The organism is Nocardiopsis sp. CNT312, from assembly GCF_000515115.1.
Classification (GTDB): Bacteria; Actinomycetota; Actinomycetes; order Streptosporangiales; family Streptosporangiaceae; genus Nocardiopsis.
The window spans coordinates 63,787-75,745 of sequence record NZ_AZXF01000012.1; the positions used below are offsets into that span (position 1 = coordinate 63,787).

At 72.8% G+C, this 11,959-nt stretch carries 9 protein-coding genes; all 9 read left to right on the plus strand.

All coding sequences use genetic code 11. From position 1 onward, the window contains the following. The first annotated feature begins 101 nt into the window (after positions 1-101). The 9 genes from B042_RS21895 (at position 102) to B042_RS21900 (ending at position 11,951) form a co-directional block, all read left to right on the plus strand. Positions 102-935: a helix-turn-helix transcriptional regulator gene (locus tag B042_RS21895; protein WP_197024166.1), complete on the plus strand. Its 834-nt coding sequence runs from the start codon at positions 102-104 to the stop codon at positions 933-935. Between the two features lie 3 nt (positions 936-938). Further along, positions 939-1,913 (plus strand): DUF1702 family protein, encoded by a 975-nt coding sequence (locus tag B042_RS0104065; RefSeq protein ID WP_051415456.1) that lies wholly within the window; start codon positions 939-941, stop codon positions 1,911-1,913. Between the two features lie 97 nt (positions 1,914-2,010). Further along, a complete protein-coding gene (locus B042_RS0104070; protein WP_036553845.1) occupies positions 2,011-2,997 on the plus strand; it encodes a DUF1702 family protein in 987 nt (328 codons plus the stop codon). Then, positions 2,994-4,340, plus strand: coding sequence for a cytochrome P450 (locus tag B042_RS0104075; protein WP_028647175.1), 1,347 nt, complete (start codon positions 2,994-2,996; stop codon positions 4,338-4,340). The genes B042_RS0104070 and B042_RS0104075 overlap by 4 nt, the downstream gene beginning before the upstream one ends. A gap of 48 nt (positions 4,341-4,388) precedes the next feature. Then, positions 4,389-4,958 carry a DUF5987 family protein gene (locus B042_RS0104080; RefSeq protein ID WP_028647176.1) on the plus strand — a complete coding sequence of 190 codons (570 nt, stop codon included), beginning with the start codon at positions 4,389-4,391 and terminating at the stop codon, positions 4,956-4,958. After that, positions 4,955-6,607, plus strand: a complete 1,653-nt coding sequence (locus B042_RS0104085) for an FAD-dependent oxidoreductase (protein WP_028647177.1) — start codon at positions 4,955-4,957, stop codon at positions 6,605-6,607. Before B042_RS0104080 ends, B042_RS0104085 begins: the two co-directional genes overlap by 4 nt. A 33-nt stretch (positions 6,608-6,640) precedes the next feature. Further along, positions 6,641-7,672, plus strand: a complete 1,032-nt coding sequence (locus tag B042_RS0104090; RefSeq protein WP_028647178.1) for a carboxymuconolactone decarboxylase family protein — start codon at positions 6,641-6,643, stop codon at positions 7,670-7,672. Then, positions 7,669-8,487 carry a TIGR03084 family metal-binding protein gene (locus B042_RS0104095; RefSeq protein WP_231493790.1) on the plus strand — a complete coding sequence of 273 codons (819 nt, stop codon included), beginning with the start codon at positions 7,669-7,671 and terminating at the stop codon, positions 8,485-8,487. Before B042_RS0104090 ends, B042_RS0104095 begins: the two co-directional genes overlap by 4 nt. 242 nt (positions 8,488-8,729) lie before the next feature. Continuing rightward, on the plus strand, positions 8,730-11,951 hold the full coding sequence (locus B042_RS21900; RefSeq protein WP_051415458.1) for a BTAD domain-containing putative transcriptional regulator: 3,222 nt from the start codon (positions 8,730-8,732) through the stop codon (positions 11,949-11,951). Positions 11,952-11,959: the final 8 nt, after the last annotated feature.

Here is an 11,959-nt window from a genome sequence, read left to right on the forward strand (position 1 = left end):
TTTCGGTCGGCTTCGCTGTCCGGCCTGCCTGACCTCCATCGTCTTGTGTTCTTCCCTTTTTCATCGATGTTCGACGGCTGATCTCAAGTTGGGAGATAGCAGTGGAAAGAGCTGTCCGCGAGGCTGTCACATTCATCCGTAGTCGCTATCATGACCCCATCACGCTCAGTGATGTGGCCGCCGAGGTCTTCGTGAGCCCCTACCACTTCTCCAGGATCTTCTCGCGCTCCGTCGGACTGACCCCCGGGCGCTACCTCACGGCCGTCCGCCTGTTCGCGGCCAAACGCATGCTCCTGACCACGGACCTCACCGTCTCCGACATCGTGTGCAGCGTTGGATACAACAGCGTGGGCACGTTCACCAGTCGCTTCACACGCGCGGTCGGGATGTCGCCGACCCAGTACCGGACCCCCGACGTCGCCAGAATGGTCGTCGCCGCATCCGACGACTTCGCCCGGCTGCCGGGCCTCGGAGAGATGATCGAGGCACGAAGGCACCGGCGGACTCCGCCCGGGGACAGCGGCACGCTGAGCGGATCGCTCAACGTCCCCCTGTCGGTCGGAGCGGTCGACGCCTTCGTCGCGGTCTTCGGCGACGCCGCGCCCCAGGGGGCACCCCTGGCCTTCGAGGCGTTCTCCGCACACGGACGGACCGACTTCGAGGTGACCGGTGTGCCCCGCGGCTCCCACCACGTCATCGCCGTGGCCATGCCCTGTGGGGCCGGGACGGAGGCGGCCCGCGTTCTGACGGCCGGCACCCGTCGCCACGTCACGGTCGAGCCAGGTCTGGACACGTACGTGTCCCTGATGATGGGCCCGGCCGAGGAGACGGCCCCACCGATCGCCGTGACCCTGGCCGGTACACCCGGAACACCGGTCTCGGAGGTGGACCTCACGCAGACCCGTGGGCGCAGCCTCCAGCCGGCGGTGGTCTGAACCATGGCCGCCCGGATCCCCAACGCGATCGCGCGCGCCTTGCTGACCCCGCCGCTGGAGGACGTGGGCTTCACCCGCAGAGGGTTCCCGGGACGCGACGCCTCCGCCGCACGCGCTCTGGAGGCCATCCCCGAATCCGTGATCTGCGGGTTCGAGTGGGGGATGGAGGCCTCCGGGCTCCGGGAGGCCCAGCGCCGCCTGGAGACGGTCGACGCCGCCCTGCGCGGCTTCGCCTACGAGGGCGCGACCATGGCCTTCACCGTGCGCGACGCGCTGCCCTTCGGGGCCTCAGACCGTACCCGAGAGCTCATGGACGGCCCGGCCCGCCCGCACACCTTCCTCGCCTACATCGGCATCGGCTTCGCCATGGCCCGCCTGCCCCGACGGTTGTGGAAGGGGGTGCTCCCCGAGCTCACCGGCAACCCCTACCACCCCACGATGAGCTGGCTCGCCGTGGACGGCTACGGCTTCGACCTCGCCTACTTCCACACCCGGCGCTGGGTCGAACGCCAGGAGGCGCCCCGCCCCTACCCCTGGCTCGGTGCCCCCGGCTACTTCCCCCGCGCCTTCGACCAGGGGGTCGGCCGGGCGCTGTGGTTCATCCACGGGGCTCGCCCCGCGCAGGTCGCGGCCGCCGTGCGGGCCTTCCCCGAGCCGCGCCGTGCCGACCTGTGGAGCGGGGTCGGGCTCGCCGCCGCCTTCGCCGGGGGCGCGGCCGAGGAGGATCTGAAGGGACTGCTCCGGGACTCCGGCGCGGCCGCGCCCCACCTCGCGCAGGGAGCGGTGTTCGCGGCCAAGGCCCGGGTGCACTCCGGCTGCGTTCCCGACCACACCGAGACCGTGGTCCGCGCACTCGCGGGCATGGACACCCGCGCCGCGTCCGCGCTCGCCGACGAGCACGCGGTCGAACCCGGCGACCGCGGCGGGGTGCCCGCCTACGAGATCTGGCGGCACGGGATCCGCGAAAGCCTCCACTGATCCGCGGGCGGCAATCGCGGAGTAGACCCGGCCCCCACGGCCCGAAAGCATGGAAAACGCTCACGACCATATCCGTCGCGCACGGCGGGAGGACGAGATGGCCAGCGTGATCGGCGCGCTCAGACGCCGGATCATCACACCGAAGACGACCGAGACCACGTTGGAGACCCGTGGTTTCCACGACAAGGGCCCCGCGGGCCGCGATGTCCTGGAGACGGTGGGGAAGTCGTTCCTGACCGGCCTGGGCGACGCACTGGAGACGGGCTCCCCGGAACACGTCGACGACCGGCTCCGCGCGCTGCCGACCCGCTACAGGGGCTTCGCCTACGAGGGCGCCGCCATGGGCCTGGCCCTGGTCGACGCGATGTCGCTGAGGGGCGACCGGACCGGACGCTTCCTGTCGGGTGCCGGCGCACCCCACGTCTACATGGCCTACGTCGGCATCGGGTGGGCGATGGCCCGCCTTCCCCGGCCGCTCTGGCCCGACACGGGACGCCTCGACCCCCTGCTCCGGTGGCTCGTCCACGACGGCTACGGCTTCCACCAGGCCTACTTCCGTACCCGTGACCACGTGCACCGGCAGGTGGTGGACGATCGCGCGGCCCGCGGCACCGGTGACGGCGCCTACGCGCTCCGCGCGGCGGACCAGGGGATCGGCCGGGCGGTGTGGTTCGTGGCCGGAACCGACCCTGAGCGGGCCGCCGACCTGGTCGAGGCGTTCCCCGAGTCGCGCCGCGCCGACCTCTACTCCGGGGTGGGGCTGGCCGCCACCTACGCCGGCGGGGCCGACGAGGCCGAACTGTGCCGACTGCGCGAACGCGCCGGCGCACACGCCCGTCACCTCGCCCAGGGCAGCTCCTTCGGGGCCGAGGCCAGGATCCGTGCCGGGCTCCTCGTCCCCCACACCGAGACCGCCACCGCCGTCCTGTGCGGCACGGACGCGGAGAAGGCCGCCCGAACCTCGCGCGACCTGCGCCCCGAGGGGGCGGGGCCCGAGGACCCCGCCCGCCCCCGCTACGAGGAGTGGCGTGTCCGGGTGGCCGACGAACTCGCCCTCAGGGACGGGGGAGGTGCCCGACCGTGACCGCCACCCAGCGCCGCCATCCCCCGCGCACACCGCCCTCCGCGGCACCGAGCATGCTGCGCGACCTGCTCACGGACCGGCTCGCCATGATGTCCACGGCGGTCGAACGCCACGGCGACGCCGTGCGCATGGCCGCCGGACCCAAGACCCTCTACCTCTTCAACCACCCCGACCACGCCAAGTACGTCCTGGCCGAGAACCACGGAAACTACCGCAAGGGCATCGGCCAGGCCCACGCCAAGCGGGCCCTGGGAGACGGTCTCCTGACCAGCGAGGGCGAGCTCTGGCGGGCGCAGCGCAAGACGATCCGCCCGGTGTTCCAGCAGAAGCGGATCGCAGGGCAGGCCGACGCGGTGGCCAAGGAGGCCGTCGCCCTCGTGGACCGGCTGCGCTCGCGTGCCGGGGCCGGTCCCGTGGACGTGGTGGAGGAGGCCACCTCCCTGACCCTGGGCGTGCTCGGCCGGACCCTCCTCGACACCGACCTGCACGCCTTCGACACCATCGGCGGCGCCTTTGAAGCGGTCCAGGACCAGGCCATGCTCGACATGGTCACGATGAACGCCCTGCCGACGTGGTTGCCGACGCGCACACAGAGGAGGTTCCGGCGCGCCCGGGCCGAACTCGGAGAGATCGTGGAGCGGCTGGTCGACCGCCACACGGGCGGGGACGGCGCCGACGACGCGCTCTCGCGGGTGCTCGCCGACGCCGCGGCCGAACCCGACCCGCAGGTCCGTGCCCGCCGGGTGCGCGACGAGCTGGTCACCCTCCTGCTGGCCGGCCACGAGACCACGGCCAGCACCCTGAGCTGGGCGCTCTACCTCGTGGACCGCAACCCCGGCACCGCCGAGCGCCTCAGGGAGGAGGCGCTGCGCGTCCTCGGGGACCGGGAACCGACCCACGAGGACCTGCACGGACTGACCTTCACCACGATGGTCGTCCAGGAGACCATGCGGCTGTACCCGGCCGTGTGGATCCTGCCGCGGGTGGCACTAGAGGACGACGAGATCGGCGGCTACCACGTGCCCGCCGGATCGGACGTCCTCATCTGCCCGTACACTCTGCACCGGCGCGCCGACTCCTGGACGGACCCCGAGCGGTTCGACCCCGAGCGGTTCGCCCCGGAGCGCCGCGAGGACCGCCACCGCTACGCCTACATCCCTTTCGGAGCCGGACCGCGCGTCTGCGTGGGCAGCAACCTGGGGATGTTGGAGGCCGTCTTCGTGCTGGCGCTCATTGCCCGCGACCTGCGGCTCACCCTTCCCCCCGGCCATCGGGTCGTCCCCGAGGCCATGCTCTCGCTGCGCGTGCGCGGTGGCCTGCCCATGAACGTCCAAGCCCTCTGAGGACGCGGACAAGCACCGCGCCCCCACCCCACCATGACAGGAGAGACCATGCCCACGGGCACACCCGACACGGAACGTGTCGAGACCCTGACCCTGGAGGCGTTCGCCGACACGATCCTTCCGGGAGCCAAACGCACACCCGACGACCCGAGTATCGCGGGCCGTTCCCACGACGCCGGATCGGTCGAGGCGGGGGCGCTGGAGCTGCTGCGGACCCCGGCCACGGGGCTGGCCTCCGGACTGCCCGAGTTCGTCGACATGCTCAACGGGCACGCCGAGCGCTACGCCGGTGAGCACGGCCTGGAGGACGGGCGGGACCTTCCGCCGTTCGTCCGGCTGTCCTTCGAGGACCGCACCGCCCTCGTCCGCGCGCTGACCTCGCCCGGCCACCCGGAGAAGGAGTTCTGGGTGATGCTCGCGCTCTTCTGCAACATGGCCTTCGACAGCGCCGCCCACATGAGCACCCCGACCGCCCTCGCCGAGGGCCACCCCGGACTGACGGCGATGGGCTTCGCCGCCCCCGACACCGACGGGCTGCTGCGCTTCAAGGAGTACTCCTACGGCAGGGCCACGGCCCGCCTCCACCCGGACACCACGGACTCGGGGAGCCTCGCATGACCACCACGGAGAAGACCGACATCCTCGTCGTCGGCAGCGGTTTCGGCGGCGCCATCACCGCTTACCACCTGGCCGCGGGCGGAGCCGACGTCACCGTCCTCGAACGCGGCCCCTGGCTGGAGACCGAGGAGCTCGAACACGACTTCCTCCTCGGGTCCTCCTACACGCGCGCCTTCGACTTCACCGTGGGCGACGGGATGAGCGTGCTGGGTGGCAACTGCGTCGGCGGCGGGAGCATGGTGTACTTCGCCGCACTGCCCCGGGCGCCCCGGTTCGTCTTCGAGCGGCGCGGCTCCGTCGGCCGCCGCATGTGGCCCTCGGCCATCGACCGCGACACACTCGACCCCTGGTACGACCGGGCCGCCGAGGCGCTGGGGGTGCGCACCCAGGACTGGTCCGACGTCAGCTACGCGGGCGGCCTGTGGGGCGCGGCGTGCAACCACTCCGGACGCACGGCCAACCCGGTCCCGGTCGCCATCGACAAAGACGCCTGCGTCAACTGCAACTGGATGATGGCGGGCTGCCGGTTCGAGGCCAAGAAGTCGCTGGTGTTCAACTACCTGCCCGCCGCCGTCGCCCACGGGGCGCGGATCCGGCCGCTGCACGAGGTCCAGCGGCTGGAGCGGCTCGACGACGGCGGGTACCGGGTCCACTACAACACCATCGACGACAGCGACTACCGGGTCACCACCGGTTCGGGCGCCATCGACGCCAAGATCGTGGTACTCGGCGCCGGTGCCGGCGCCACACCCGTCATCCTCAAGCGCTCCGAGGAGCGGCTGGGCGCCATGCCGCACGCGGTGGGCCGCTACTTCTCAGGCAACGGGGAGCGGCTCAACACCGCCGTGATCAACGAGGACCGGGTCCGCGACGTCCTGGGCCTGTCCCGCGACGCCGAGCGCGCCTACGAGGCGTTCCAAGTGGGCAAGGGCCCGTGCGTGGCCAACTGGGACCGGTTGGACGCCTCCCTCCCGGAGTACTCGCGCTACTCGCTCGAACAGCTCTACTTCCCCCCGGCCCTGGGCACCATCCTCGCCCAGACCCCGGGCGTGCCCGGACCGTCGTGGTTCGGCGCGGACAAGAAGGAGATGCTGCGCCGCTGGAAGTCGTGGCTGATCATCTTCATCATGAGCGAGGACGACAACGAGGGCGTCTTCGGCCCGCCCCCTCCCACGGGCAACGCCGTGCGCCTGTCCCAGCAGATGCTGGGCCGCGGCCCGCTCAGCTACCGCCCTACCGCCAACACCTGGCACGGCTGGAAGAGCGCCGACGCAGAGATCAAGGAGATCCTGGAGAAGGACGGGATCGCCGAGGTCGCCCCCTGGACCAACGACCTGGTCGGGGCCTACACCGTGCACCCGCTGGCCTCGTGCCGCATCGGCGACGACCCGCACACCTCGGCCCTGGACGACCGCCACGAACTGCGGGGTCACCCCGGGATCTTCGTCACCGACGGCTCCTCCGTGCCCGGCGCCCTCACCGTCAACCCGGCGATGACCATCGCCGCCCTGGCCGAGCGCTCCGTGCCCGGCATCGTCGAGGCCGCCCGGGCGCGCGGCGTCGACGTCACCTACGGCGCCCCCGCTCCCGACGGCGCCACGTCGGGGCGCGGGGGCGTCCTCGACCTCGCCGGACGGCGCTCCTCCTGAGCGCCGGGTCCTCGAGACGGTAGGAGGCTTTCCGTGCTCCCCATCCTCCTGCGGGCGGCCGTGCGCCGTTCGCTCGGCGACGCGCGCTACGTCCGGCCTGCCCCTCCGGGGCGGGCCCGCGGGGACGCCGCCGACCTCTACAGGCGGATCGAACGCGACTTCGGCGTCCTCGCCCCGCCCGTGGCCGTGCTCTCGCCCGCGCCCGAGTGCGCGGCGGCGACCTGGACGGTGCTGCGCGAGTCGCTGCTCGTGCCGGGGCGCACACGGCGCGAGGAGCGGGAGGCCGTGGCCACGGCCGTGTCCCGGTCCAACGACTGCCCCTACTGCGTGGAGGTGCACGGTGCCACCCTCGGCTCCCTCGACGGGGCCGGGGGCGGTGCCGGGACCCCCGCACCGAGGCCGCTGGGGTCGCTCACCCCCGCCGAGCGCGCCGAACTCGGCGCGGTCGAACTGACCTTCCAGCACATCAACCGCCTGGTCAACGTGTTCCTGCCCGACTCGCCGCTGCCCGGGTTCGCCCCCGGGCCGGTGCGCGGACCGCTGCGGCGCGCCACGGGGGCGGTGATCGCCGCCCGTGCCAGGCGGCCGCTGCCGCCGGACACGTCGCTGGAACTGCTGCCGGAGGAGGCCCGGAACGCGCCCGTCCCCGACGATCTGCTCTGGGCGCTCGGGGAGCCGCGGATCGCGGGGGTCCTGGCCGGGGTGGCCGCCGCCGTCGACGCGGCCGGTGCGCGTGCGCTCCCGGAGGGCGTGCGCGCGCTGGTCCGCGACCACCTCGCCGCGCACGGCACCGGCCCCGCAGGGGTCGGCCGCGCCTGGGTGGAGGAGCACGTCGCCGCGCTGCCCCCCTCCGACCGTCCCCTGGGGCGGCTGGCCCTGCTCACCGCGCGCGCCTCCTTCCAGGTCGGTGACGACACCGTCGCCGCGTGCAGGAGCGCCGGGGCCGGGGACGCCGACCTGGTCAGGGCAGCGGCGTGGGCCGCGATGGCCGCGGCCCGCCACACCACCGCCCGCAATGCCGCATCCGTCCGCCGCATCGAACCGAACAGAGGGAACCAGACGTGAACAACCTTCCCAACGTGATCACCGAGCTGCCCGCGGTCATCGCCGACCTGCGGGCCGAGTCCGAGGTCATCGACTCCCTCGTGGAGGGACTCGCCCCCGCCGACTGGGCACGCGAGACCCCGGCCGAGGGGTGGACCGTCGCCCACCAGGTCGCCCACCTGTGCTTCGTGTACCGGCTCGCCGGAACCGCCGCCTCCGACGCGGCGGCGTTCGAGCGGATGACGGCCCAGGCCGCCGACGACTTCGACGGTGCCGTCAACGCGGTGCTGAACACCTACCCCCTGGACGACCCCGAGGCGCTGCTGGCCCGCTGGCGCGCCGACCGGGACTTCGCCGTGGAGTCGCTCGCGGCCGCCCCCGCCGACCAGCCCCTGCCCTGGCTCGTGCGCCCGATCCCCCCGGGGGTCCTGGCCTGCGCGGGCATGATGGAGGCCCTGGCCCACGGCCAGGACATCGCCGACGCCCTCGGCACGGGAGTCGAGCGCACCGACCGGATCGGCAGCGTCGTGGGTTTCGCCGTCCTGGTGTGGGAGTTCGGCTACCAGTCCCGGGGGCTCACCCCGCCCGACACCGAGTTCCGCTTCGAACTCACCTCGCCCTCCGGTCAGAAGTGGGAGTTCGGTCCCGACGGGGCCGAGCAGCGGATCACCGGGGACGCCGCGGACTTCTGCCTGCTCGTCACCCGCCGCCGCCACCGCGACGACCTCGATCTGACCGCCGAGGGGTCCGACGCCGAGCACTGGCTCGACATCGCCCAGGCCTACCGCGGGCCGGCCGGTGAGGGACGCCGTCCCGGACAGTTCGCCCGGTCCTGACCCCTGGTCCGACCCGAGGGTGTTCCCGGCCCGACCCGTTGCGCGGGTCGGGCCGTGTCCGCGCGCAGGGTCGCGTGTCCCACCCGCTGGTGAACGAAGCCCCCTGAGGCGTAACGTGTCCGCGTGATCACTGGAGCGCCGTACACGGTGGCGCGGAACGCACGGAAAAGGGGAGCGGGGGTGGCGGACACGCACGGCCCGCTGACCCCCCCGGTGCTATGAGGTTCGGAGTTCTCGGCCCTGTGGCCGTCTGGACGGACGCGGGTGACCAGGTCACTGTGCCGGGACGCAAGGTTCGGGCGCTTCTGGCCTGCCTTCTGGCCGCCGAGGGGCGGCCCGTTCCTCCGGAGCGTCTCGTCGAGGAGATCTGGGAGGAGCGTCCCCCGCAGCGCGCCGGGGCCGCCCTGCACGCCAAGGTCTCACAGCTCAGGCGAGTCCTGGGGGAAGCCGAAACCGGAGGCCGGGAGCTTGTCGCGCTCAGGGGGGCCGGATACCTTCTGGAGGCCGAGCGCGGTGCTGTGGACGCCCGGCGCTTCCGTGACCTCGTGGGGACCGCCCGTGAACGTGCCGACGCGGTTTCCCGGGTCGCCGCCCTCACCGAGGCGCTGTCGCTGTGGCGCGGGCCGGCCTACGCCGACTTCGCGCACGAGCCAGCGCTCAGGGCGGTGGCCGCGAGGCTGGACGAGGAACGGGTGGAGGCTTTGGAGGCCCGCGCCGAGGCATCGGTGGACGCGGGAGAGTGCACGCGTATCATCGGCGAACTCGAGGAGTTGGTCCGCCAGCACCCTCTGCGTGAGCGCCTGCGCGCCGCTCAGATGCGGGCGCTCCACCACGCCGGCCGTCGGAGTGAGGCTCTGGACAGCTACTCCCGGCTGCGCACCCTCCTCACCGAAGAGCTCGGGCTGGAGCCGGGAGAGGGGGTACGTCGGCTCCAGGCGCAGATCCTGCGTGGTGAGCTCCCCCAGACCCCCTCGTCCCACACCGCGCTCTCCGTCCCCTCGGCCCGGCGTTCGATCCCGCGCGGTCTCACACGGATCGTCGGCCGTGAGGAAGCGGTCGCGGACGTTCGCTGCCTGTTGGACAGGCACCGACTGGTCACACTCACCGGTCCGGGCGGTGTCGGCAAGACTCGTGTGGCACTGGAGGTCGGGGCAGGGGAACAGGACTCGGGGCTGGAGGTGGTGCTCGTGGAGCTGGCATCCCTCGCCCCGGCACCGGGCCCGGACGAGGTTCCCCGCCTGGCCGCCGAAATGGCCCGTGCCCTGGACCTGCGTGTGGGCCCCGGGCCGACCACGGCCGAGGAAGCGGTGTCCGTCGCTCTCGGGGGCAGGGAAGTCCTCCTGGTCATCGACAACTGTGAGCACGTCGTCGAGGCCCTCGCGCCGCTGGTGGAGTCCCTCCTGGCCCGCTCCGAAGGGCTGCGGGTCCTCACCACCGGCCGTGAGCCCCTGGCGGTGGCGGGGGAGCGGCGCTACGAGGTCCGTCCGCTGGAGCTTCCCCCGCGGCAGGGCGCTATTGGTGCGGAAGGGGCGAGGCGGAGCACGGCGGTCATGCTGTTCGTGGAACGGGCCTCGGCGGCTTGCCACGGCTTCACCCTCGACGATTCCAACGCCGCGGACGTCGTGACACTGTGCCGTCGGCTGGACGGCCTCCCCCTCGCCTTGGAGCTGGCGGCACCACGCGTGTGCTCCCTGGGGGTGGGCGAGGTTCTCGAACGTCTGGACGACAGCTTTCGGCTTCTGGACGGCGGCCGGAGAGCGGCGTCTCCACGGCAGCGGACCCTGCGCGCGGTCACCGACTGGAGCTGGCACCTGCTCGCGGAAGGAGAACGCGCGGTGCTGCGAAGGCTCGCCGTCTTCGCCGACGGGTGCGATCTGTCCTCCGCGGAGTCGGTGTGCTCGGGCGGCGGGGTCGCGCCGGACGAGGTCGCCGGGATCCTGGCTCGCCTGGTGGACCGGTCGCTGGTGGCTTCTGCGGCCCACGGGCGATCCGAACCCCGTGCGCGGCGGTTCCGGCTGCTGGAGACCATTGCCGCCTACGCCGGTGAACGGCTGTACGACGCGGGGGAGCGGGACGGGGTCGGCCAACGCCACCTGGACCGCTACACCGAGCTGGCGAGTCGTTGCGCGAAGCTCCTGCGAGGGCGGGAGCAGGGTTCGGCGCTCATGCGCCTGGACACGGAGTCAGCCAACACACGGGTGGCACTGGAACGGGCGCTGCGTGCTAAGGAGACGGAGGGGGCATGGTCCCTGGCCGCCTCCCTGACCTGGTACTGGCTCTTTCGAGGCAGACTCTCGGAGGGCCGTGCCCTGCTCGACGAACTGGTGGCCCAAGGGGGCTCCCTCACCCAGCGGACGAGGAACGACGCCGAGGGATGGTGGGCCGGCCTCGCCCTCCTGGACGGGGCGGGGCTCGATACCGACGGGCGTGTGGGACGTGTCGTGGAGCGGTTCCGCGATGGAGCGGCCGAGTGCTCGGCGTCGACACGCTGGTTCCTCGCGCATGCCCTGTTGAACACCGGGGACGCGGGGGCGGGCAGGCCCGTGGCAGAGCGTGCGCTTGAGGACGCGCGGTGTGCTGGGGATCGCTGGACCGAGGCAGCGGCCCTGTGCGTGTTGGCGGGCCAGGCCCAGGCGCGTGGCGACCTTGAGGCCCTCCACCGAGACGCGACGCGGGCGCGGACCCTGTTCACCGGGATCGGAGACGGCTGGGGCATGATCCAGGCATCGTTCGCCCTCGCCTCGTGGGCTGAGGTGGTCGGTGACTACGACCAGGCCCGGGACCTGCACCGGGAGAGCGTCCGCCGGGCCCGTGAACTGCGGATGTGGCCAGAGGAGGCGGACGCGGTCACCGGCCTGGCCAGGATCGGTGTGCTCGTCGGCGACTTCGCGGAGGCCCGGTCGCACCACGAACGGGCTGTACGCCTCGCGGTCGACAGCGGGTACAAGGTGGGGGAGTTGTTCGCCCGGATCGGGCTCGGCCTCGGCGCACGCCGAGAGGGCAGGCTCGAGGAGGCCCAGGAACATCTGACCGGTGTCCTGGAGACCAATCGTCGTTCCGAGGTCGACACCGACGTGGTGGACGGCCTGCTCCTCACGGAGTTGGGCTTGGTCGCCGAACTGCGGGGCAGACACGATGACGCCCTCCGGCTCCAGGCCGAGGGGTACGCGGTCGCCCGCAGACTCGGTGACCCGAGGGCACTCGCCCTCTCCCTGGAGGGGTTGGCGTCGGCCACCGCGGCGGTGGGGCGCCACGCCGTCTCCGCTCGGCTGCTCGGTACCGCGTACGCGACGAGGGAGTCCGTCGGAGCCCCCCTCCCCGAAGCGGAGAGGGGGGACGTGCGACGGGTGGAGCGCCTGTTGAGGGAGGCGCTCGGCACCGAGGGCTTCGAGGCCGGGTTCGCGCTGGGCCGGAGGATCAGCGCGGTGGAGGCGTTCGCGCTCGCCGTCCCGGACCCCCGGTGAGGGCCGTC

Excerpts from the sequence above, each read along its gene's own strand:
- B042_RS0104085 (WP_028647177.1), top strand. The coding sequence starts at position 4,955 with ATGACCACCACGGAGAAGACCGACATCCTCGTCGTCGGCAGCGGTTTC.
- B042_RS0104070 (WP_036553845.1), top strand. The coding sequence starts at position 2,011 with ATGGCCAGCGTGATCGGCGCGCTCAGACGCCGGATCATCACACCGAAG.
- B042_RS0104065 (WP_051415456.1), top strand. The coding sequence starts at position 939 with ATGGCCGCCCGGATCCCCAACGCGATCGCGCGCGCCTTGCTGACCCCG.
- B042_RS0104080 (WP_028647176.1), top strand. The coding sequence starts at position 4,389 with ATGCCCACGGGCACACCCGACACGGAACGTGTCGAGACCCTGACCCTG.